This window comes from Bacillus cereus group sp. N12, from assembly GCF_016483575.1.
GTDB lineage: Bacteria > Bacillota > Bacilli > Bacillales > Bacillaceae_G > Bacillus_A > Bacillus_A toyonensis.
Genome location: NZ_JAEHBO010000077.1, coordinates 1 through 24657, shown reverse-complemented (window position 1 = coordinate 24657; position 24657 = coordinate 1). Strand labels below are relative to the sequence as shown.

Sequence of the window (24657 nt, the reverse complement as noted above, 5' to 3'; positions counted from 1 at the left end):
GGTCCTGGCGTTGCCGAAACGTAAATGACTTGATTCGTTTTCTCTTCAAACTCATCGAACGTGAGCGGTCTATTATCTAAAGCTGATGGCAGACGGAATCCATGATCCACAAGTACTTGCTTACGTGCTTGGTCCCCGTTATACATTGCTCTTACTTGTGGCACTGATACGTGCGACTCATCCATAACAATTAAGAAATCCTTCGGGAAATAGTCTAATAACGTATACGGCGTTGCACCCGCTGGACGAAGTGTTAAATGACGGGAATAGTTTTCAATCCCTGAACAAAAGCCCATCTCGCGCATCATTTCTAGATCATAACGTGTACGTTGCTCTATACGCTGCGCTTCCAACAACTTACCATTATCATTTAATTCTTTTAAACGCTCTTCTAATTCTTTTTCTATATTTTCAATAGCAACCTTCATTTTTTCTTCACGTGTAACGAAGTGAGATGCTGGGAAGATTGCTACATGATCACGTTCTGCTAATACTTCACCTGTTAACGCATTTACTTCACGAATACGATCGATTTCATCACCGAAAAATTCAATTCGAATACAATGCTCGTCAAGTGATGCCGGGAAGATTTCAACTACATCTCCGCGCACACGGAATGTCCCACGCTTGAAATCAATATCATTACGTCCGTACTGTACATCAACAAGTTCACGAAGCAATTGATTGCGGTCCTTTTCCATACCAACTCGAAGTGAAACAACTAACTCGCGGTATTCTTCCGGAGAACCTAAACCATATATACACGAAACACTCGCAACGATAATTACATCGTCCCGTTCAAATAATGCAGACGTTGCTGAGTGACGCAATTTATCGATTTCATCATTAATTTGCGCATCCTTTTCTATAAAAGTATCCGTTTGCGGCACATACGCTTCTGGTTGATAATAATCGTAATAACTAACAAAATATTCAACTGCATTATTCGGAAAAAAATCTTTCAGCTCACTATATAATTGTCCTGCTAACGTTTTATTATGAGCCATCACAAGTGTTGGCTTCTGTACTTCTTTAATGACATTTGAAATCGTAAATGTCTTACCCGTCCCTGTCGCTCCCAGCAACACTTGCTTTTTCTTTCCACTATTAAGTCCCTCTACAAGCTTCTCTATAGCTACCGGCTGATCACCTTGCGGGGAATACGCTGAGATAATTTCAAATTGATGTTCCAAGTAAAATCCGACCTCCTCATAAAAATCTGTATTATTATTTTACCACGAATGCCCATAAAAAACCTAAAAAAAACGAACAGATATTCGGTAAAATTTTCGACAATATATACATAGAAAAAGGAAGGAGTCAAAACTTCCTTCCTCTACTAACTCTATTTTTTAGGTACATATAATAAATCATATCCATTGCGCCCATTTTCATTCAGACAGTCTATTAACCTATAAGCCGTTTGTAATTCACGCTGCTCTTTAACAATCCTTTTACAACTATCTTCATCTATATCTGTATGATTACCAGCAAATCGATCTTGCCTATTATCTAACATATGAATTATATCTGTTCCACTATACTCTAACGTTTGAAAAACCGGATCACCTTCATGTGTATAATGTACAATTCTTACTTTATCAACTTCCCCTTGTTCCACATTCAAAACGAACTTTTCAAATTTATCTAGATTAGAAGTTACCGCTTCCTTTACAATGACATCATTCTTCTTATCAATTGTAATGTTAGGTTGTGAGCATGCTACTAAACTAAAGAGAAGTAGGCATATAAAACCACTTCTTTTTCCTATTGTCATCCTCTCCTATAAGAATTATTTGTATACTGCAAAAGCTACTTTCCTCTACGAAAGTAGCTTTTCTTTCCCTTTCTCCTTCTTCGGAAAAATGACATATGAAAATGAAATTGCTGTATCAACTAAAAATATAATTGCCCACACTTGGCTCACGCGACTTGCAGCTTTATTTAAAATGATTCCCGATTCTAACCAATTTCCCCATTGTTCAAATGGAATAAATCCATACGCGAAGAAAAAGAATATATGCACACCAACGAATAAAACAAGATGTAATACCCAATTTTTCATTTCCTGCTTTGCATAGGCCATACCTGTTAATTCTATATGTTCTTCAATAACAGGCGCTGGTTCATTCCGCCATTTCGCAGCTAACTTTTGCACAAATATATCAAGCTTCTTCAAATCCTTTTTCCCGTAGAAGACCGCATACAATAAAATGATTACGGTAATAATCTGAAAGTTTGAAAACTTTCCTGTTTGATAATAGTCCACTACCCCTAAGGTTAAAATGAACACTTCATTTACGAGTAGTACAATCCCCATAATAAAACTCGCCTTTTTCAAACGGAATCCGTAACGAAGTAAAAAGAAACCGATAGCCGATAACCAAAATACAATCTCTGCCCCAATTAAAAAGTACCAACGATATTCTGCGAGTATACTCATTTATCCTTCTCCTTTTCATCATATATACGAAAAGCTTCATCCATATATAATAAAAATTCTTCTTCGATTGGATACATGCTCATTTTCTGTGAATCTTCCTTCGATTTTCTAACTTCCCATAACTTATCTAAAAACGCTTCATCACCATTGGCCATTTCTAAACACTTCTGCATTAATCTCTTCATTGCCCCTTGCACCTCATCACTTGCAGTTTCTTTACCGTCTTTCATAAAAGTGCGTAATTGCTTTAATAAATCCACCCATTCTAAAACATTCGGATCTTCTTCACTCATATTTGGCAAATTATGAAGCAACTTTTGTTCTTCCTTTGAAAATACTTCATTTTGAAATATTTCACGTATACGAGAAGACTGTTTCGAAAGCTGGATCAGTTCAAACATAACTTTCCAATCGAGCTCTCCCTCCACATCCACCGAATAAACAACTGCTTGTAAAACGCGCTCCATTCGATTGAATTTCTTTTGTTCTTCCTGTACAAACCGAAGTTGTTTTTCAAGCGAATCCTTTAAGTTAAGCTCACCTTTTACTAACATATTCGCAGACTCTTTTAGTGAAAATCCCATTTCCTTTAAAAATAAAATTTGTTGGAGACGTATTACGTCAGCTTCACTATATAAACGATGCCCGCCTTCTGTTTTCCCGCTCGGCTTTAATAAATCTATTTGATCATAATAACGTAATGTACGTACTGTTACCCCTGTCTCTCTCGTCAATTCTTGTATTGAAATCACTACCATCACCTCTTCCCCTTCATTATAAAAGATGACGTTACGTAACTTTCAAGACTTTTGTAAAAAAATACAAAAAGCTGTTTATACTCATTGTATAAACAGCTTTTACGGAAATAATCCTTTTTGTACAGCGCGCCCACAAAATAAAATAAGTGCTCCAACAACAACGCTCGTTGCCGTTTTATGATAATGGGCCAATAGTAATAAATAATACGATAAACCAACAGTGCCAATCATAATACAAATACTTGGCACTGGATTACGAGAGAAATTTTGCATTCCCCAAAGAAGTGCAAATATAGCTGTAGCGACACATAACACCGGTAATCCCATTCCGCTTCCCCTTTATATATCTATTTGCTAGTCTTTGTTAATACGCTCATTGATAACATACTAATTAATACCCCAAAACCAGTCCTTATATATTTAAACGTTTAATCTAATTGAAATCTCTCAAACTTATCATTTATTTCCTCTCCCCTTACTCCAGCGTAAAGATTTCCTCCACCTTCATCCCAAAATATTTGGCGATTTTTAGGGATAACTCTAGACTCGGATTGTAATGGTGATTTTCAATCGCTATAATCGTCTGACGCGTCACCTGCATCACCTTTGCCATTTCAACTTGTGTTATATGATTTTGCTTTCTTAATTCTTTAATTTTATTTTTCACACCCATAGGATCCACCTTCAAAAGTAAAGATATCTTTACTTGAATTATAAATATTTTCCAATTACAAGTAAAGATTAATTTACAAATTTTAGAAAAATATTCCACTGAACACCTTCTCTAACAAAGTACGATAGTAGTTAAGTTTATATCAGCGATTCTCCCAATATATCGACGTAACTCCATTTATATCGGCGATTTTCTAAATATATCAGCGCAACTCCATTTATATTGGCGATTTTCTAAATATATCAGCGCAACTCCATTTATATCGGCGATTTTCCGAATATATCGACTTACTAACAAATACTGAAATCCATAGCGCTATAATCATAAGAAAAAGCTGTCCCAAAATATCTTTTGGAACAGCTTTCTCCTCTACTACATAAATCCTAATACCCATACAAGAACATATCCAAGAATAGAAAGACAAACCGAGCCGATCAGCCCTGCTACAAATGCTTTGCTTCCTAATTTACGGAACGTTTTAAACTCTACATTTAAACCGAGACCTGCCATCGCCATTGCGATAAGCATGTACGCAATTATTACAATATAACCGGCAACAACTTCGGGGATAATCCCGAGTGAATGCACCGCACTCATCGCTAAAAATCCGAATATAAACCAAGGAATCGGAAGCTCCTTCCACGATTTCTTTTCTTCGCTTCCCTCGCTCTTACCAAACCATAACCCAATTAAAATCGCTACTGGTACAAGCATCGCAACGCGCGTTAATTTCACGATAACCGCGATGTCGACAGCCGTGCTACCGCCTGGTGCCGCAGCCGCAATTACGTGAGCAATTTCATGCAGCGTCGCCCCCGAGAATACACCGTAACCGTACGGAGATAAGCCAAGCACTGGATATAATAATGTATAAATAAGCGTAAATATCGTACCTAAAATAGCAATAATTGCGGCACCAACCGCCGTTTCATCGTCCTTTGCTTTCACTTGTGGTGCAATTGCCACGACCGCTGCCGCACCACAAATCGCCGTTCCACACGCCGTTAAAATCCCAAGTTTCTTTTCTACTTTAAATACTTTTGTCAATCCATATACAACGAAAATGGTGAATATAATAACTACCGCTGCGATGACCAATACTTTCGGCCCCGCCTTCGCAATATCAACCAGATTTAATCGCATTCCAAGTAAGATAATCCCAAAGCGAAGCAACTTCTTACTCGCAAAGTTCGTTCCCGCTATCGCTTCTGGAGGGACTCCAATCGCTGCGCGCCAAATCATCCCAATTAGAATAGCAATTACTAATTGTCCCATAATATTTAAAAATGGAAGCTCCGCTAAATATTTCGCAGCAATGGCGATTAATAATGTAATCCCAATACCTTGCGAAAATCCAAAGCCCTTTTTCTTTTGTATAACAAGTGTTTGTTCCACCTTGTACCACCCCAATAATCGTATTGGAACATGCATGTTCTTTCTACTTACATTATAAGAGAGTTTTTATAATAAGTTTAATATCAATATTAAATCTCTATCATCAGAAATACTTATGATAGAATAAAAACAAAAATAAAGGGGCCTAACAAATGAACGTCGACATTTTGAAAATCTTTGTGACTGTCGTTGAACAGAAACATTTCTCTCGTGCAGCAGAACTTTTAAACCTTTCACAACCCGGTGTAAGCATGCACATTCGCAACCTGGAAAATGAATTTGGAACTACACTCATTCAGCGCTCCCCAAAGCATGTACAAGTTACGGAAGCTGGAAACATATTATACATACATGCAAAGCAAATGCTCTCTCTTTATGATGATGCAAAACAGGAAATTAACGAATTACATAACGTTGTAACAGGAACACTTCGCATCGGTGCTAGTTTTACAATTGGCGAATACTTACTTCCCAAAATACTCGCTAACTATGCCAATGAAAATCCGCACGTCGAAGTTCATACCCTTATCTCTAATACAGAAGAAGTTTTGCAAAGCCTTCGCTCTAATCAAATTGATATCGGCTTAGTAGAGGGACAAGTCGTATATGCTGACGTAGACGTTGAAGCGTTTATGCAAGATGAAATGAAGCTCGTCGTCCCTCCAAATCACCCATTACTTCACATCAAGGATATAAACGAAGCTACTCTCCAAGACCAAGTATGGGTATTAAGAGAAAGTGGCTCTGGGACACGTGCCTATAGCGATCGTTTTATTCATCAACATCATTTAAAAATGAAACGATTCTTTACATTTAGTAGCATTCAAAGTGTAAAGGAAGCCGTCGCTGCCGGGCTTGGCATCGCTATACTTTCTGATTGGACCGTGCGGAAAGAACTACTAGCCCAAGAACTATTCCACGTCGAAGTTCCAACTGAAAAACTAATTCGTCCATTCTCCATCGTGCGTGGCAAATATTTCATTCCATCTAAAGCCATTCAAGTGTTTTTAAATCATGTAGATTCTTTTGCGAAAAAACAGAGTTGACCTTCACATTAGTGTGAAGGTTTACAATACATGTAAAAGGAGTGAAATGCAGTGCGAATTGGAGAGTTATCAAAAGAAACTGGCGTTAGCGAAAGATCACTAAGACATTATGAAGAAAAGGGATTGCTCCCTTCAAATCGCCTCACAAACGGCTATCGTGATTTCGATAAAAGTGCCATTGAAAAAGTAGAGCTTATCCAAATGTACTTACAGCTCGGCTTAAATTTAGAAGAAACTGCAAGAATGCTGAGCTGCCTCGAAATCGAACCACATCTATACGAAAATCCATGCAGCAGTATCCTTGCACTTTACGAAGATAAGCTCAATGAAGTAACAAGGCAAATCTCATTACTTTCCAACATTCAAACGAATTTACAAAAACACGTTTCACTCCTAAAACAAGAAAAAGAAAAGGGATGATTGCATGTTTGTTATACACGGCAGTTCAAGACAAAATGGGAATACGGAAGCCTTAACATATATGATGATTGATGGAATGAAAGCAGAACAAATTTATTTACGTGACCATACCATTTATCCTATTACAGACCAACGCCATGATGCTGAAGGATTTCAACCTGTAAATGATGACTACGAACAATTAACCAAACGCATGCTAGAGCACGACACGATTATCTTTGCTACACCACTATACTGGTACGGAATGAGCGGCCATATGAAAAACTTCGTTGATCGTTGGTCACAAAGCTTACGTGATACCTCTCTTCATTTCAAAGAGAAAATGAAAGGTAAAAAAATGTACGTCGTCATCGTTGGCGGAGACAATCCGAAACGGAAAGCATTGCCACTTATTGCTCAATTCCAGTATATCTTTGATTTTGTTGGTTCATCATTTGAAGGGTATATTATCGGGGATGCGAATGGATTGGATGAAATCAAAAATGATGCTGAAGCAATTACAAAGGCACAACTGTATAATAGCAAATTTAAAAATAGCTAACAGAAATAAGTTTGACAAACCCGTTTGTATGCGCATACAATAAAAATAATATTATGAAAGGAAGGTAATTTGACCAATGAAGTTCTAATTCTCTTATTTATTTCATCCATCACAAATAGTGAACAAAAATGATGAAAACTAGCAGGGGATTAGTCTGTCCATTTGTCGATACTTTCTTTCGAGACGATCATGTGAAAAATCGTTTATTTATGTACGATTTTTACATTGAAGGGCGACGTTTATCCTCTCTAGTGAAACTAGGGAGGTTTTTTTATGACTATTTTATTCGCACGTAATATTGAAAAGAGCTTTGGTGACCGTACCATATTTACGTTACCATCACTAGAAATTCACGCACACGATCGCATAGGAATCGTTGGAGTCAACGGAGCTGGAAAATCTACGTTATTGCAAATATTAAGTAAAGAAATAGAAGCTGACAAAGGGACAGTAACTCATCATAGTTCTATCGCTATCATTCCACAGCTTAGCGATACAATACTGGAAACCGCTTCTTCTCTTGCAAAAGGAAAATGGAGTATTTCAAACGTCGCAAATTCAATGAGCGGCGGCGAACGAATGCGCCTAAAGATTGCCCATGCCCTTGAACAAGAGGCAGGCATTCTATTTGCTGATGAACCAACAAGCCACTTAGATATGTTCGGTACAGAGCAATTAGAAAAGGCACTTTCATCTTATAAAGGTGCGCTTGTCTTAATATCTCATGATCGCGATTTCCTAGATACAATATGTACAAAAATCATCGAAGTTGAAGACGGGATGATTAAAGAATATAAAGGAAACTATTCCAACTATCGAAAGCAAAAAGAACGTGAGAGAATACAAAAGGAAGCAGAATACGAGCAATATGTACAAGAAAAAAATCGTTTGGAACAGTCCATTTTACAAAGAAAACAACGCGCTTCTAGCATGACAAAAATCCCAACTCGGTTCAGTTCATCTGAATCTAAACTTTATAAATTAAGTGGAGCTCATGGGCAAGAACAGGTCAGCAAAGCAGCCAAAGTATTAGAAACACGTCTCGAAAAACTAGAAAAGAAAGAAAAGCCAAAAGATCTTTCTCAGGCTCAGTTTGACGCGCAATACCATACACCCATTCATAGTAAAGTGGCAGTACAGTTCAATAAAGCAACAAAGAAAATAGGCGACCGCACACTATTTAAAAATATGAATGGGACAATTGCCCCCGGTGCAAAGCTTGCTATTTTAGGGGCAAATGGAAGTGGAAAAACAACTTTGTTCAACATGCTTCTCGCAAACGAGCGTGGTATCCAGCTTTCGAAGAGTTGTAAAATCGGATACTTTGAGCAAACACTATCTATTTTAAACACAGATAAAACAATTATAGAAAATGTTCTAGAAGAATCGAGCTATACTGTATCGTTCGTTCGAACAATACTTGCCCGGCTCCTTTTCCGCCGCGAAGATGTTCATAAACCTGTGCACGTTCTAAGCGGGGGTGAACGAATGAAGGTTGCACTCGCAAAAGTATTTTTAGGAAACTATAATATGCTCCTGCTCGATGAACCGACGAACTATTTAGATTTAACAACACAGGAAGAATTAGAAAACATGTTACAAGAGTATCCTGGCACTATACTCTTCATTAGCCATGACCGTGCCTTTATTCGTTCTGTTGCAGACCATATTCTACAAGTAGATGAGAGCGAACCAAGAATATTCTATGGCAATTACGAGCAATACATCAAAAGAACCACTCAAGCTTCCGTAAACGTTACTGAACAAGAATTATTGCGATTACAAACGAAATTAACAGAAGTCATCAGCCGGATTTCTATACCCAATCATCACGATGACATCACATTTCTTGAACAAGAATATGAAAAATTATTAGTTCAAATTCAGCGGTGTAAAGAAGCGCTCTAATGTCTTCCCTATATATCGACGGGGCCTTCCACATTTCCCAAGAAATATCGTGACTTCGACATAAAGATAATATTAGACATCACAATAACAAAAAGCCGTGCACCAGCACGGCTTTTCACTTTATCTTGCTACTTGTGGGCATTAAATGCCCAGTTGGTGAAGGCTCATAACTAGCCGGGATGCCCCCCACTGATTAAAGTTTCACTTTATATACGGACAGCAGTCCCACTCACCGCGACCATTAGCATTCCTTCGCGAACTACTTCGTAATCCACGTCGATACCAACGATGGCATTCGCATTTTTTTGCCTTGCGAATGTTTTCATCTCTTCCATTGCGATGTCGCGCGCTTCTTTTAATTTACTTTCATAAGCTCCTGCACGGCCGCCGACAACGTCACGGACAGATGCGAAAAGGTCACGAACAATATTCGCACCCATAATCGCTTCTCCATTCACGATATCAATATACTCAATAATTTCTTTCCCTTGAATTGTAGATGTTGTTGTTACAATCATGCTTTATAGCCTCCCATATAAGATTTCCACTTACTTATGGTGCACGAATTCAGCAGAAATTATATTTACGAACTAAACTGCGCTTCGTATAATCGGCTATACCCTCCGCCTCGCTCAATTAATTCCTCATGCGAACCTTGTTCTGCAATACCATCTTTATTTACAACGACGATACGATCCGCATTTTTAATAGTTGCAAGCCTGTGAGCAATAACTAATGTTGTACGACCGACAGCTAGTTCTGCAAGTGATTTTTGAATAGCAAGTTCCGTCTCTGTATCTAATGCAGAAGTCGCTTCATCTAATATTAAAATTGGCGGGTTTTTCAAGAACATACGAGCAATTGCTAGACGCTGCTTCTGTCCCCCTGAAAGTTTCACACCACGCTCACCGATAACTGTATCTAAACCGTCTGGTTGCGAGTAAATTAAATCCTCCAACTGGGCACGTTTTACCGCCTGCCAAATTGCAGCCTCTGAAGCCTGTAAATTTCCATAAGCGATATTTTCGCGAATCGTTCCTGAGAATAAGAATACATCTTGCTGTACAATTCCAATTTGTTTACGAAGTGACGATAAAGTCATCTCTTTCGTATCAATGCCATCAATTTGGATTGACCCAGATTCCTGCTCATAAAAGCGTGGTAATAAACTACATAACGTTGTTTTCCCTGCCCCTGATGGCCCAACGAACGCAACTGTTTCACCTGCGTGTATTTTCAAGCTAATATCATTTAAAATCGGTTCTTTATTTTCATATCCGAACGTAATGTTGTTATAGTGAATATCACCGTGTACATGCTTTACTTCTATCGCATCTTTAGAGTCCACAATATCAGGCTCTGTTTCAAGAAGTTCTACATACCTTTTAAAACCTGCGATTCCTTTCGGATAACTTTCAATAACTGCATTAATTTTCTCAATTGGTCGGAAGAAAATATTCGTTAATAAGACGAATCCGATAAATCCACCATACGTTAACTCACCTTGCAGAACAAACCATGTGCCACATATTAATACGAAGAGCGTTACGAGACGCATGAGCATATAACTAATGGATGAGTTTAGCGCCATAATTTTATACGCCATTAATTTCGTTGTACGGAAACGAGCGTTGTTCACAGCGAATTGGTCTTTCTCAAACTTTTCATTTCCGAATGCTTGTACAACGCGAATACCACCGACGTTATTTTCGATACATGCATTAAAATCAGCGACATCTGAGAATAAACGTCTAAACGTACCCGTCATTTTTTTATTGAAGTAAAGCGCCAACCATAATAGGAATGGAATTACAAAGAATGTTAGAAGTGCTAACTTCCAGTTAATCATCATCATAAATGAAAATGCCCCAACTAAAGTCATTACGGCGATGAATAAATCTTCTGGCCCGTGGTGAGCAATTTCCCCAATTTCCATTAAATCGTTCGTAAGACGTGAAATTAGATGACCTGTTTTATTATTATCAAAAAATCTGAATGATAGCTTTTGAATGTGATCAAATAATTTCTGCCTCATATCTGTTTCAATATTAACTCCTAGCATATGCCCCCAGTAGGTAACAACATATTGTAAACCTGCATTTAACATATAAACTGCAAGTAAACCAAAACAAGCCCATAAAATAAGCGTCCAGTTTTGTCCTGGTAATAACTTATCAATAAATTGATTTACGATAAGCGGGAAACCAAGTTCCAGTAATCCTGCGATAACCGCGCAAGAAAAATCGAGTATAAATAAACCTTTATACGGTTTATAGTAAGAAAAAAATTTACGTAGCATATATTCCCTCCCTTTTCCAAATTAAAAGACTCCCTAAATGATAACCATTATCAAATAATTATTCAAGTTATTCGACTATGAAACTACAAATAAGGTTTGCGATAGTTGTCGTTTTTTGCCAGAAAGTCGATATATTTTAATAATCGCCGATATATTTTCAATTGCGCTGATATATTCTGATAATCGCCGATATAAATTTCATGTACTGCTGCTCCCAATCAAACAAAAAAGGTGTCACCTAGTGGTAACACCCTCATTTTTATTACATCGCTTCCGAATCCCACTCGTGCTCTTGCTGAACAAATACAACGCCTAACTCATGATGTCCTCCAGCATATAATGCTGTTTGAGCAAGACGAAGCTCACCATTTGTATCTACCACTTCTAATTTACAAAAAGCTCCTGTTGTTTTCGTTTGAAGCGCATCATAAAATTCTTCGGCACTCCTTGGAACGACTCCATTTACTTTCGTAATTATTTCTCCAGGCAGTAAATTCAGCTCGGCCCCAATTGTATTTGGAATTGTATCTAACACGACAAGTCCATCATTGCGTGCAGCGAAATATGCCGGTCTTGTCTCATCTACAATTTTTTCTTGCATCGAAATCGTAAAACGTCCAAGCATTGCGACACCCATTGCAATAATAGCAAGTACGTGCCACCAATAACTCGCGACCCCTAAAACAAGTACAAGACCAGCTAATCCATAAACACGTCTTCCTGTAAAGAGTAAAGCTTCCGTCGGCTCATAACTTCTAATCTTTCGCATAAATCCAATTAAAAATGGAACGAGGAATAGAGAATATGTATTTGTTCCTATTGAAACGACAGGCCACCATGAAATAAACTGGGTTACCGCATCACCTGGTACAAGAATAAAAATCGGCACGATCCATAAACGCTTCGATTCGTGTAAACCAATCTTGAGCCCACGTTTCCCCTTCCTAATCCTCGGTGTAGAATATCTCACCGCGTTTTTAGAAATCAATAAGCCCTCCACAACAAGCATGATGCCTAGTAAAATAGCAAGAGATACAATCGTACCCTCTTCACCTTCTCCAAGCTGTAAGAAGGAAACTGGCAGCTTAGAAGATAATAAAACACATACAATTGCGATACTGAACGTATAAGCTGCCGATAAATATCGATACATAGCAGTTAATCCAAATAATAATGTCCAAAGTAAAATGGCCCATAAGCTCGCCTTGGAAACAACAAGTCCAAGTCCAATCGTAATAATAGATACGATTAATCCATATCCAAGCCCTGCAAATAGAGATGTTCGCAATTCAAACCAAATATCATAAACTTTAAAAGAAAAATCTTTTCGTTCTCGTAATATACGTAAATATCCAACGAAGATACTACTTATTAAAAATACATAGACAGCAGGGTGCAAGAAAAAACGTCCAACTGCCCGCATTATTTCAAAAAGCCATGCCTCCACGAACTCATTCACCACCATTTATATCATTCTTTCTTTTTATATTATCATAACTGGACAAACGTTTGTTTAACACAAAAAAATACAGGCAATAAAATGCCTGTATTTCTTCTTATTTCGCTATTAATTTTAATGCTGCCTGTAATTGTAGATCATTTTCTCCAGAACGGATTTTTTCAATGATTTTAGTTTGAATTGCCTCAGCTGTCTTTTTATCCAGCTGTCCTGTCGCTTCCATCTCATTCGCATTTTGGAATGCTTTCAGTGCTGATTCTGTCTCTTTACTAAAGTAGCCATCTTCACGCCCCGGTACATAACCTAAGCTTTTCAGCATCTCTTGCGCATGCTTCACTTGCACATCATTTGAATTGTATGAAAGTGTTTTTTCAATTTGAATTGGCGTCGCATGGTAGTAATCTGGTTGTTTCACTTCTACAGTTGGCTTGATTCCCTTTTTATGAATCCAGTTTCCATCTGGAGTTAACCATTTGAACATCGTTAATTTAATGTTACTGCCATCTTTAAACGGAACGGCTTGCTGAACAGTTCCTTTACCAAATGTTGTTTCACCAATTAAATCGTAACCTTCTCCTTCTTTCAATGCGCCAGCTAAAATTTCCGAAGCAGAAGCACTTCCTTTATCAATCAATACTGAAATTGGATATGGCTTCCTCTCTTTCAGCTCTGTAGAGATTTGCTTTTTCTCACCATTTCGCTGCTCTACTTGTAGCATCGGCTTTTTGTTCGTCATAATTTCTCCTAGTATATCTTCTACACTATTTAAATAGCCACCAGGATTACCACGAACGTCAATAACTAAACCTTTTATGTTTTTCTTCTCTAACTCTTTTAACTGATCCTTAAATTCTTTCGCTGTATTTTCAGCAAAAGAAGTAATTTGCATATAACCGATATCTTTTCCATTCTCTTGTTTCACAGAACTAACTACCGTGAAGATTGGGATTTTTTCACGCTTAATTTTGAATACAATCGGATCAGTTACTCCTGCACGTTTAATTTCAATCGCGACAGTCGTTCCCTTTTTACCACGAATTTTTAATACAGCTTCTTCACGCGATAAGTCTTTTACACTGTTTCCATCTACAGATAAAATTTGGTCATTCGGCTTAATTCCAATCTTTTCTGCTGGTGAACCTTTAATTGGCGATACGATAATAAGCTTACCGTCTGTTTTGTTCACCTCAGCCCCAATCCCCTCTAACTCGGGATCAAGTGATTCGCTAAACTGTTTGGCTGTTTCTTTATCCATATACGTGGAATAAGGGTCCTTCAGCGTAGACAACATGCCTTGTATTGCACCTTCAACTAACTTGTCATCTTTCACGTCTTCCACATAACGTGAATCAATTAGTCCATATGCCTCATTAATTTTTGCCAAATTCCCTTGCGTCGTGCTAGCGTTCCCACTCGAAATTGTTTGCGTTACTTCTGCTGGGTTAACCCCAAATACAGACATTCCTGCAAACATTCCGCCAGCACCAATTAAAAATGCAACAACCATTCCAATAATTGCAACTCTACGTTTCAATGCGGAATTCCCCTTTCCAAAACACACAGGTGGTGTAGCAAAAGGCATCACACAGCGTGTGATGCCTTTACCTATTTCTACTATATGATAAGCTTGTACGAATTATGTTTGCAACTTTTTATACTTTTAAGAAGCGACGAATTGACATTACACTTCCCCACATACCGATTAACGCACCGATTAACACTAATAAACCAGCTAATTGGAATACGAATGGGCTGTATGGTAAAAGCTCGAAAATTGTTCCGCCAAGTTTTTCATTAAACACACTTTGCAGTGAATTATACGTAACTAGAATTAGACCAATTGGAATAATTGATCCTAATACTCCTAGGAATAATCCTTCTAGCAAGAACGGCCAACGAATAAACCAGTTTGTTGCACCTACAAGTTTCATAATTTCAATCTCAGTACTACGAGCATAGATTGTAATTTTAATTGTATTAGAGATTAAGAACATCGCTGTGAATAAAAGACCTGCAATTAATGCAATCCCGATATTACGTCCTGTTTTTACAGTATCAAATAATTTTTCAACTTGACCTTTACCGTATTGAACGTTACTTACAAACTGCATTTTTTCAATCTTTTTCGCAATTTGTGCTGTATCAGTTGGCTCTTTCGCTTTTACAATAAATACGTTTTTCAGTGGGTTATCTTGCTCAAATAACTCGAACGTTTTTCCACTATCGCCTAAACTTTTAATTAAACGTTTCAATTCTTCTTCTTTAGAAGAGTATTTAATAGAATCTACTTTCGCGACCTTACTCATATCTTCTTCTAATTTCTTTTGATCAGCTTCTTTTGCTGCTGGATCAATGTGTACACGAATTTCTACATCTTGCTCTACTTTTGTAGCAAAATGGTTCATATTCATAATCGCTGTTAAAAAGACACCTACAAGTAATAATGTAACTGTTACTGCACTTACAGAAGCAAATGTCATCCATCCGTTACGGGATAGATTTTTTACACCTTCTCGCAAATGTCGACTAAGGGTTTTAGCCTTCATATCCGTATCCTCCCTCAATCTCGTCTCGAACAATTTTTCCGCCTTCAATCGCGATTACACGATGACGGATTGTATTTACGATATCTGCATTATGCGTCGCCATAACAATCGTTGTACCACGCTCATTAATGCGCGTAAAGATCTTCATAATATCAAGAGCTGTTTCAATATCTAAATTACCAGTTGGCTCATCGGCAATTACAACCTTTGGTCTATTAACAATCGCTCTTGCAATAGCCACACGTTGCTGCTCTCCACCTGAAAGTTCACTTGGAAGTGCGTCTGCACGATCATCTAGACCTACTAGTCCTAACACTTCAGTAACACGCTCACGAATCGCATCTGGTTCTTCTTCAATTACTTCTAAAGCAAACGCAACATTCTCATATACCGTTAATTTAGGTAATAATTTAAAATCTTGGAAAATCACGCCTAATTGACGACGGAAATATGGAACATCTCTTTCTGCCAATGATTCGATAGTAAGTCCATTTACATTAATAGATCCTGTAGTTGGCTTTTCTTCACGATACATCATTTTAATAAATGTAGATTTTCCGGCTCCACTCGGTCCAACTACGTATACGAATTCACCTTGTTTAATGTTAACTGTGAGACCAGCAACGGCTTTCATACCATTCGGGTACTCCTTATAAACATTCGTCATTTTTATCATTATTTATCACCCAATGCTTAATGATTTTTTTTTCGAAATACTTTTCTGTACATGTGAAAATAAAAAGGAATCCTTTATTTTCATTTAACCATTCTTGTTGAAGGCAGCTTACTTACATGCTTTTTATTCGCACCGCTACTCTATGTAATATATTTCAGCAAAATTCTACAAACCTCATTGTAACATCAAACGGTTTCCAGTTCGGATACATTTTTGTTACAGTTATGTTACATCCCAGAAAAAGGAGACGAGTTGTTATAACTCTTATCCAAATTCATTTTTAGATAAGATTATATAAACAACTCGCCCATTTTTCTCTTTTTATTTATGTTCAGCTAACCACTCAGCTACTTTTTTCGCATCTTCACCTTGAATAATTCCCGGTGACATTGAACCGCGACCTTTTTCAATAATCTTTTCAATCTCTGCTGCATCATATTTCTGCCCTACTTTTCGTAAATCCGGTCCAGTTGCTCCTGATAAATCTTTCGCATGGCAGCCTATACAACTTTTTTGATAAATTTGCTCTGGGCTATCTGTGCTTGCAGATTGTTTCGAAGGCTTACTCTCTTCTTTATTTCCACATGCTCCTAAAGCAAAAACGACTGATGTACCTAGTGCAATAGCCAACAATTTCTTTTTCAATTCTATCGCTCCCCATTGTTGATATTCTTTTCATTCCTAACACACTCATTTTTATTATAAGCATTATCTTTATATAGAAAAACTAAGGTATATTTCATATTCTTGAAAAATACAGTGAGAACCCTGATAAAATAAAGCTTCCATAATTTGTTTCAATTCTGTGAACAACGTAAAAACTTCTATAAAGAATCTTTTTAAAAGGCAAATCAAAAAAGTTCTTTATAAAATCTTACTCTATTGCCGCTCTGTTTTACTATTCTCTACTTTTTACAAAACAATATACAACATTGTATTCTGCATATAACCCCATCAAAAAGAGAAGTTGTCGTTTCCAACTTCTCTTCCCCTGTACTTCATCCATATAAATAAAACGTTGTATATCCTCTATTTTCTCAGCATGGGCCAACAATTTTGTTGGCTTTTTCTCTTATCCCACTATTTACTGGGTAGTAAGACCCCTACCTCAAAATTCAACAAAAGCAAAGAAGTTAGGTGAGGGTCGGGCTGCCCGTAAAAGTCAGATTTGTTAAAGCTAATAATCAGTGGGGATTCCCCCACTGGTTATTAGATGCGAGAACGTAAGTAAGCATCAATAAATGGATCAATTTCTCCATCCATAACTGCTTGTACGTTACCAACTTCTGTATTTGTACGATGGTCTTTTACAAGAGAATACGGGTGGAATACGTAAGAACGAATTTGGCTGCCCCATCCAATTTCTTTTTGTTCCCCGCGGATTTCATCTAATTGTGCTTGTTGCTCTTCTAATTTCTTTTGATATAATTTTGCTTTTAACATTTTCATCGCATGCTCACGGTTTTTAATTTGAGAACGCTCTGACTGACACGTTACAACCGTATTTGTCGGTGTATGCGTAATACGAACTGCTGAATCTGTCGTATTAATGTGCTGTCCACCAGCTCCACTTGCACGGTACGTATCAATTTTTAAGTCTTCTGTACGCACTTCAATTTCAACTTCATCATTGAACTCAGGTACAACTTCACAAGATACAAATGATGTATGACGACGGCCTGAAGAATCGAACGGTGAAATACGTACAAGACGATGTACACCTTTCTCTGCTTTTAAATAACCGTAAGCGTTATGACCTTTAATTAATAAAGTAACACTCTTAATACCAGCTTCATCACCTGGTAAGTAGTCAACTGTTTCTACTTTAAATCCACGTTTTTCAGCCCAGCGTGTATACATACGTAATAACATAGAACCCCAGTCTTGTGACTCTGTTCCACCTGCACCTGGGTGTAATTCTAAAATCGCATTATTTTTATCATAAGGATCACTTAATAGTAATTGAAGCTCATACTCATTCATTTCTTGAATTAAGCCTTTTACTTCCGATTCTAATTCCTCATGTAAATCTTCATCATATTCTTCTTTTAAGAGTTCATGCGTTACTTCTAAGTTTTCGAACGTCTCGTCTAACTGACGGAACTTTCCAACCATATCTTTTAACGCATTTGCTTCGTTAATTACAGTTTGAGCGCCTTGTTGGTCATCCCAAAATCCTGCGCCCATCATTTTTTCTTCTAATTCTGCAATTTGTTTCTCCTTAGTAGGGAGGTCAAAGAGACCCCCTAAAAGCCGCTAATCTCTTAGCCATTTTCTCTAATTCCTGTCTAATTTCTACTAATTCCATTTCCTTCACCTCTATGTAATTGCTATTACTTTCGTATGAAAACAAGGGAAACTCTCTCCACTTATTAGGGAGAGAGTTTAATCCTTTTTATTATAATTTGCAAAACAAGCTGAATTCAACAGCCGCAGTTTTTATTAGCTTACAATGCCACAGCAGTTTTTATATTTCTTGCCACTACCACATTTGCATAAATCGTTACGGCCCACTTGATCACCTTTTACAACAGGCTTTTTCTTCGCTTCTTCGCCATCGCTAGATGGATGAACAGCTTCACCTTGAACAACTTCTTGACGCTCTAAGTTTTGTTCAATTTCAGCTTTCATAATGTAACGAGAGATTTCCTCTTCAATAGAAGCAATCATTGACTCGAACATTGCGAATCCTTCCATTTGATACTCACGAAGTGGATCGATTTGACCGTAAGCACGTAAATGAATACCTTCACGAAGGTGGTCCATCGCATCAATATGCTCTGTCCATTTCGTATCTACTACACGGAATACAACAACTTTTTCGAACTCACGCATTTGCTCTTCTGGCATAAGCTTTTCTTTGTCGTTGTAACGCTCTATTAATTTCGCGATAATCGGCTCGCTCATTTCTTCTGGAGCAAGACGACGTAATTCTTCTTCTTTTATATCGCCTTCTTGCAGAAGGTTTGTATTTAAGTAGTCAACAAGACCTTTAATGTTCCAATCTTCTTCAATTTCCTCTTGTGTATGAAGCGCAACAGCACGTTCTACTGTAGATTTCATCATACCTTCAATAATACTACGTAAGTTCTCAGAATCCATTACTTCTTGACGCTGTTTGTAAATAACTTCACGTTGCTGACGAAGCACATCATCGTATTGTAATAACTGCTTACGTGCATCATAGTTATTTCCTTCTACACGTTTTTGCGCAGATTCTACTGCACGAGAAACCATTTTACTTTCAATCGGCTGTGAATCATCCATACCAAGACGATCCATCATCGCTTTCATATTATCAGAGCCGAAGCGGCGCATTAGTTCATCTTCCATTGATAAATAGAACTGCGTTACACCAGGGTCCCCTTGACGACCAGCACGACCACGTAACTGATTATCAATACGACGACTTTCGTGACGCTCTGTACCGATAACCGCTAGACCGATATTTTTAATATCATCGCCTAATTTAATATCCGTACCACGACCAGCCATATTCGTCGCAATTGTTACAGCACCTTTAATACCAGCTTCTGCAATGATATCTGCTTCACGCGCATGGTTTTTCGCGTTTAAAATATTATGGCGTACACCTTTACGTGTTAACATTTTTGAAATAAGCTCTGACGTTTCAATTGCAACTGTACCAACAAGTACAGGTTGTCCTTGTTTATGACGATTTACAATATCCTCAACAACTGCATTGAATTTACCTTCCATTGATTTAAAGATTAAATCAGCACGGTCATCACGAATAATATCTTTGTTCGTTGGAATTACGATAACATTCATATTATAAATATTACGGAATTCTTCTTCTTCCGTTTTCGCTGTACCAGTCATACCAGATAACTTTTCGTACATACGGAAGTAGTTCTGGAACGTAATTGTCGCAAGCGTCATGCTTTCATTTTGAATTTCTACGCCTTCTTTTGCTTCAATCGCTTGGTGTAAACCTTCGCTATAACGACGCCCTTTCATAAGACGACCAGTGAATTGGTCTACAATTACGATTTCACCTTCTTGTACAACATAGTCTGTATCACGGTGCATAACAACATGCGCACGAAGTGCCTGATTAATATGATGAAGAAGTGCAACATGTTTTAAATCAAATAAGTTTTCAATATGGAAAGCTTTCTCTGCTTTCGTAATACCATCTTCAGTTAACATTACATTTTTCGTTTTCACATCGAATGAATACTCTTTTTCATTTTCTAATGTACGAACGAATGCATTTGCAAACATGTATAGCTCTGTTGATTTTTGAGCTTGTCCCGAAATAATAAGCGGCGTACGTGCTTCATCGACTAAAATAGAATCGACTTCATCGATAATAGCAAAATGAAGTGGACGCTGAACGCACTGCTCTCTATATAAAACCATATTGTCACGTAAGTAATCGAATCCAAGCTCATTATTTGTGCTATACGTAATATCAGCAGCATAAGCCTCTTGCTTCTCTTCGCGTGACATACTATTTAAGTTAATTCCTACTGTTAAGCCAAGGAACTCATGAAGTTGTCCCATTTCGCTCGCATCACGTTGTGCTAAGTATTCATTGACTGTAACAACGTGAACACCTTTTCCTGTTAAAGCATTTAAATATACAGGTAATGTAGATGTTAACGTTTTACCTTCACCCGTTTTCATCTCAGAGATATTCCCTTCATGTAAAGCAATACCACCCATTAACTGCACGCCATACGGACGCATTCCAAGAACACGAGTCGCAGCTTCGCGAACAACCGCAAAAGCTTCAGGAAGTAGATCATCTACTGTCTCACCTTTTGTTAGACGTTCTTTAAACTCAAGCGTCTTTCCTTTTAATTGTTCATCTGTTAGTGGCTTAATAGATGATTCTAATGCATCAATTTGCTCAACTGTCTTCTGCATACGTTTAATTTGGCGTTGATTTACATCAAATACCTTTTTTAAAATACCGATCATAGGAAATACGCTCCTCTTTTTTATTAAAATAAAACTTCCGATTGTTTTTTCTTTTTCTATTACAATCAGTCGTTATAAAAATCAAATGTATGTTATGCCAATTTTTCTCCTAATTAAAAAAACTAAAATGTATATACCTAATGATAATTGTAACACTTGTCTTATAACTATGACAACAATCGGCCGAATGTCTCGTTCTAAATTAGGAAAAGTTTTTTAAAAATCTATTTTCAGCAAAAAAAAGCGCAGCCTCTTTCGGCTGCGCTTTCGAATTATTATTTAGTTTCGATTAAACCATATTTTCCGTCTTTACGGCCATATACAACATTAGTTTCATTTGTATCAGCATTTGTGAAGACGAAGAAATTATGCCCTAGCATATCCATTTGCAAGATCGCTTCTTCAACGTCCATCGGTTTTAAATCGAATCGTTTTGTACGTACAAGTTCTAATTCATCCTCTTCTACCTCATCCAGAACAGCTACTGCTTCTGGAAGGATAAAGTTAGTTTTCACAGAACCTTTCTCACGTAACTTACGATTTACTTTTGTTTTATGTTTACGAATTTGTCGCTCAATCTTATCAACTACTAAATCGATAGCAGCGTACATATCGCTATTAGTTTCTTCTGCACGAAGTAATAAATCAGTAAACGGAATTGTTACCTCGACACGTTGCTTGTCAGAGTATACTTTTAAATTAACTTTAATCTCTGGGAATGTATCAAAATAACGCTCTAACTTACTTAGTTTTTTCTCTACATATTCCTTTAATGCTGGAGTTACTTCAATATTTTCACCACGAATGTTGAATTTCATAGATGAATTCCTCCTTTCAAGCCTATGTACTATAATTTCGACATCGGCTTAAAAACTCCTTCTAACTTTTTTAAAAAAATTAGTGGAATTGCGATTTTTTTATCGTTTTTTGTTGAAATGAAAAGATGCATCGTTTCTACCTTTATTTTATCCTATTAACATCGTGAGTAACGAATATAACTGTGGACAATTCGTTACAGAAAAGAAACAACTTTTTGACAATTCACCCCATAACAAAAACCTCTTGCGAAAAACAAGAGGTTCTACTATATATAACGTTGCCACAAACGCAGCTTTCTCTTCCCAAAAACAATATCCCTACAGTTTCACAACATTAGCTGCTTGTGGTCCACGTGCTCCATCTACAATATCAAACTCCACTTGTTGCCCTTCTTCTAATGACTTATACCCATCTTGTTGAATAGCAGAAAAATGAACAAACACATCCTCACCATCTTCACGCTCAATAAACCCAAATCCCTTTTCTGCATTGAACCATTTCACTTTTCCTTGCATGTTCATTCCATTCCCTTCACTCTAAAAATCAGGGCATTCGCCCCATATTCTGACTATAACGAATGACAACTTACGAAGTCAAAGAAGACTTATCGTCTTTTTATTATCTCTTTCGACAGTTACAGATTAACTTCTACAGAGCGTCAAACTAGAAACTTCATTTGCCCCTCTATCGTATAAAAGACTGCCAATTTGTCTAACTGTAATACCTGTCGTATACACATCATCAACGAGTAAAATATGTTGCCCATGAAACATCTCTTCCCCCTGAAAATAAAAAGGATTGCTTCCTAACATCCTTTCTTTGCGCGTCTTCTTACTTTGTTTTTCTGTTTCCCTTCTTCTTAATGACGGATAAGAAAGACCAACAGGCAAACAAGCTGCTAATAGCTCAGCTTGATTAAAACCACGTTCATATTCCCTTTCCTTACTAAGCGGAACAGCGATAACGGTTGAAACGTTAGCAAAATACTGTTGAAATAAACTTCGAAAAGGGCGATGAAAAATACGAACTAACTCAGCATCACCACGAAACTTAAACTGCGCTAGTATTCTTTTCATCTCATTATCGTACATATATAATGAACGATTTTTTAAAGGTCGATAACTCTCCACATTCATCCATCGTACACAATCCTTGCAAATGTCACCTTCTTTATATTCAGCTGGCAATGAATCTAAAGACCGTCCGCACTCTCTACAAATCTCTCCTATAATATAAGAAATTTTTTGCTCACATCTATCACATATATACTTTTTGTGAGCCTTAACAAAAAAATTGTACCAACTAATCGCGTATGAAATATCCTCATCACAAAGTAAGCAATGCATTAATCGATTAACCCTTGTTCTTTCGCATTTTTGTTCATACTTCGAATGTGTTTTTTCGCGCGCACCATCGCCTCTGTTTTACCATAATGAAAATAAATGACCTCTCCATACGGCTCTTCAAAACTACGACCTACCCGGCCTGCAATTTGTACGAGTGCACTTTCTGAAAATATTTCTTCTTCCGTCCCTAAAACCGCAACTTGCAAATTTTTCACCGTTACTCCTCTCTCCAAAATCGTCGTTGTAACTAATAAAGGAATTTCTCCCTTTCTGAAAGCTGCAACTTTCTCTTTTCTCATTGGATCTTCTGCATGCACACCGGCAACTCTATCGTCTAACAACTTCAATAACAGACTCATTTCTTCTATATATCGCACATGGGGAACAAATAAAAAAATGGGGTGCTTTTTATTTAAGTATACTTTTAACCATTGTAGTAAAACTTGAGGAATTCTTTTATTGATGAGGCTTTTCTTCCAGTTTCCGCACCAGCAAAATTTGGGGACTGGCAACGGATGACGGTGATACCGTCCAGAAACAACGATACCTTTTTGTTTCCCCTTTCTAAGGTTATGCTTCCACTCTTCATCTGGAGTTGCAGTTAAATAAATACATGCCGCCTTCTCTTTCATCGCTTGTTTTACCGCATACTGCAACATTTGATCTGCATGGTATGGAAAGGCATCTATTTCATCTACAATCATGACATGAAACGCTCTATAATAACGCAATAGCTGATGGGTGGTCGCAACGACTAACGCTGCATCTTTTTCCCGATCTAAACTCCCACCGTATAAAGCAGCTACATTTATATTCGGAAATACTTCTTTCAATCTCGGTGCTAATTCAAGTACAACATCCGTTCTCGGCGTTGCGATACAAACTCTTTCTCCTTTTTGAAGTGCCTCTGCAATACCATAAAACAACATTTCTGTTTTTCCAGCGCCGCACACAGCCCAAATAAAAAACGATTCTTTCTGTTTAACAGCCCCCATAACACCTTGCGCAGCCAACTCCTGGCCAGTAGATAAATTTCCTTTCCACTGTAACGGATTTACATCCATTTCTCCTTCTTTTTCGGCAATTCCGCGAACAAGTACAGCACATTCACTAACTCTCCCCATCGTTATGCACTTCCGGCAATATGTGCAGACTTTACTACACCTTTTACACAAAAATGACGAAAAGAGTCTTTGTGCTATATTTCCGCAACGCTGACACATATATGTAGAAGCCTTATTTTTTACACCTTTTACACATACGACCTCTCCCTTCTTCTTCAAATCATCTAAATTATCCCGTACGTCTGTAGAGAGTTCTTCTAATAATAACTGTTTCCCAGATAACATGGACCATCACCTCTAGCACACTATAAACC

23 protein-coding genes and 1 pseudogene are annotated in these 24657 nt (G+C 37.5%); 4 read left to right on the top strand and 20 right to left on the bottom strand.

From position 1 onward, the window contains the following. The 7 genes and pseudogenes from uvrB to JDS92_RS24595 all read right to left on the bottom strand — a co-directional run. Window positions 1-1193, bottom strand: a pseudogene (uvrB, locus tag JDS92_RS24625) (excinuclease ABC subunit B); the annotation flags it as partial. Between the two features lie 152 nt (window positions 1194-1345). Continuing rightward, on the bottom strand, window positions 1346-1777 hold the full coding sequence (locus JDS92_RS24620) for a DUF4362 domain-containing protein (protein WP_098711566.1): 432 nt from the start codon (window positions 1775-1777) through the stop codon (window positions 1346-1348). Window positions 1778-1822: 45 nt separating this feature from the next. Next, window positions 1823-2443: a hypothetical protein gene (locus JDS92_RS24615; RefSeq protein ID WP_199632673.1), complete on the bottom strand. Its 621-nt coding sequence runs from the start codon at window positions 2441-2443 to the stop codon at window positions 1823-1825. Beyond that, complete coding sequence (locus tag JDS92_RS24610) at window positions 2440-3201, bottom strand: MerR family transcriptional regulator (RefSeq protein ID WP_000260340.1); 762 nt, start codon at window positions 3199-3201, stop codon at window positions 2440-2442. The genes JDS92_RS24615 and JDS92_RS24610 overlap by 4 nt, the downstream gene beginning before the upstream one ends. Before the next feature lie 99 nt (window positions 3202-3300). Then, window positions 3301-3528, bottom strand: a complete 228-nt coding sequence (locus tag JDS92_RS24605) for a hypothetical protein (RefSeq protein WP_000524132.1) — start codon at window positions 3526-3528, stop codon at window positions 3301-3303. Window positions 3529-3676: 148 nt separating this feature from the next. Further along, the gene (locus JDS92_RS24600; RefSeq protein ID WP_000538368.1) at window positions 3677-3874 is read right to left on the bottom strand and encodes a helix-turn-helix transcriptional regulator; all 198 of its coding nucleotides are present in this window, start codon (window positions 3872-3874) and stop codon (window positions 3677-3679) included. A 372-nt stretch (window positions 3875-4246) separates the two neighbouring features. Then, entirely contained in the window at window positions 4247-5269 is a 1023-nt protein-coding gene (locus JDS92_RS24595; RefSeq protein ID WP_199632672.1) for a YeiH family protein, read from the bottom strand. A 152-nt stretch (window positions 5270-5421) separates the two neighbouring features. On the opposite strand from JDS92_RS24595, the gene JDS92_RS24590 reads away from it, so the two are divergent. The 4 genes from JDS92_RS24590 (at window position 5422) to abc-f (ending at window position 9184) form a co-directional block, all read left to right on the top strand. Then, a complete protein-coding gene (locus tag JDS92_RS24590) occupies window positions 5422-6315 on the top strand; it encodes a LysR family transcriptional regulator (RefSeq protein ID WP_001099965.1) in 894 nt (297 codons plus the stop codon). A 51-nt stretch (window positions 6316-6366) separates the two neighbouring features. Further along, the gene (locus JDS92_RS24585) at window positions 6367-6735 is read left to right on the top strand and encodes a MerR family transcriptional regulator (protein WP_097958745.1); all 369 of its coding nucleotides are present in this window, start codon (window positions 6367-6369) and stop codon (window positions 6733-6735) included. Window positions 6736-6739: 4 nt separating this feature from the next. Beyond that, complete coding sequence (locus JDS92_RS24580) at window positions 6740-7276, top strand: flavodoxin family protein (RefSeq protein WP_000497638.1); 537 nt, start codon at window positions 6740-6742, stop codon at window positions 7274-7276. A gap of 273 nt (window positions 7277-7549) precedes the next feature. Continuing rightward, a complete protein-coding gene (gene abc-f, locus JDS92_RS24575) occupies window positions 7550-9184 on the top strand; it encodes a ribosomal protection-like ABC-F family protein (RefSeq protein ID WP_199632671.1) in 1635 nt (544 codons plus the stop codon). Window positions 9185-9390: 206 nt separating this feature from the next. On the opposite strand, the gene JDS92_RS24570 is transcribed toward abc-f, so the two are convergent. The 13 genes from JDS92_RS24570 to comFA all read right to left on the bottom strand — a co-directional run bounded on the left by JDS92_RS24570 (window position 9391) and on the right by comFA (window position 24628). Then, window positions 9391-9702 carry a heavy metal-binding domain-containing protein gene (locus JDS92_RS24570; RefSeq protein ID WP_000637523.1) on the bottom strand — a complete coding sequence of 104 codons (312 nt, stop codon included), beginning with the start codon at window positions 9700-9702 and terminating at the stop codon, window positions 9391-9393. Between the two features lie 65 nt (window positions 9703-9767). Next, window positions 9768-11483: an ABC transporter ATP-binding protein gene (locus JDS92_RS24565; protein ID WP_000944601.1), complete on the bottom strand. Its 1716-nt coding sequence runs from the start codon at window positions 11481-11483 to the stop codon at window positions 9768-9770. Between the two features lie 262 nt (window positions 11484-11745). After that, on the bottom strand, window positions 11746-12930 hold the full coding sequence (locus JDS92_RS24560; protein ID WP_016107240.1) for a PDZ domain-containing protein: 1185 nt from the start codon (window positions 12928-12930) through the stop codon (window positions 11746-11748). Between the two features lie 109 nt (window positions 12931-13039). After that, window positions 13040-14476, bottom strand: coding sequence for a S41 family peptidase (locus tag JDS92_RS24555; RefSeq protein WP_000830308.1), 1437 nt, complete (start codon window positions 14474-14476; stop codon window positions 13040-13042). 118 nt (window positions 14477-14594) lie between these two features. Next, a complete protein-coding gene (gene ftsX / locus JDS92_RS24550) occupies window positions 14595-15488 on the bottom strand; it encodes a permease-like cell division protein FtsX (protein WP_000645031.1) in 894 nt (297 codons plus the stop codon). Then, a complete protein-coding gene (gene ftsE / locus JDS92_RS24545; RefSeq protein ID WP_000594334.1) occupies window positions 15478-16164 on the bottom strand; it encodes a cell division ATP-binding protein FtsE in 687 nt (228 codons plus the stop codon). Before ftsE ends, ftsX begins: the two co-directional genes overlap by 11 nt. Before the next feature lie 321 nt (window positions 16165-16485). Then, on the bottom strand, window positions 16486-16809 hold the full coding sequence (gene cccB, locus JDS92_RS24540; protein ID WP_000727967.1) for a cytochrome c551: 324 nt from the start codon (window positions 16807-16809) through the stop codon (window positions 16486-16488). A gap of 564 nt (window positions 16810-17373) precedes the next feature. Further along, a protein-coding gene (prfB, locus tag JDS92_RS24535) for a peptide chain release factor 2 (RefSeq protein WP_096001583.1) occupies window positions 17374-18472 on the bottom strand; the annotation gives its coding sequence in 2 pieces (ribosomal slippage) (window positions 17374-18399 and window positions 18401-18472; 1098 coding nt in all). A 134-nt stretch (window positions 18473-18606) separates the two neighbouring features. Then, window positions 18607-21114, bottom strand: coding sequence for a preprotein translocase subunit SecA (gene secA / locus JDS92_RS24530; protein ID WP_000579396.1), 2508 nt, complete (start codon window positions 21112-21114; stop codon window positions 18607-18609). Between the two features lie 275 nt (window positions 21115-21389). Beyond that, the gene (gene hpf / locus JDS92_RS24525; protein ID WP_000671188.1) at window positions 21390-21932 is read right to left on the bottom strand and encodes a ribosome hibernation-promoting factor, HPF/YfiA family; all 543 of its coding nucleotides are present in this window, start codon (window positions 21930-21932) and stop codon (window positions 21390-21392) included. A gap of 318 nt (window positions 21933-22250) precedes the next feature. Further along, window positions 22251-22448 carry a cold shock protein CspC gene (gene cspC, locus JDS92_RS24520; RefSeq protein WP_002045823.1) on the bottom strand — a complete coding sequence of 66 codons (198 nt, stop codon included), beginning with the start codon at window positions 22446-22448 and terminating at the stop codon, window positions 22251-22253. A 126-nt stretch (window positions 22449-22574) separates the two neighbouring features. Next, window positions 22575-23279 (bottom strand): ComF family protein, encoded by a 705-nt coding sequence (locus tag JDS92_RS24515; RefSeq protein ID WP_000543522.1) that lies wholly within the window; start codon window positions 23277-23279, stop codon window positions 22575-22577. Then, window positions 23279-24628, bottom strand: coding sequence for an ATP-dependent helicase ComFA (comFA, locus tag JDS92_RS24510; RefSeq protein ID WP_199632670.1), 1350 nt, complete (start codon window positions 24626-24628; stop codon window positions 23279-23281). Before comFA ends, JDS92_RS24515 begins: the two co-directional genes overlap by 1 nt. Between the last annotated feature and the right edge of the window lie 29 nt (window positions 24629-24657).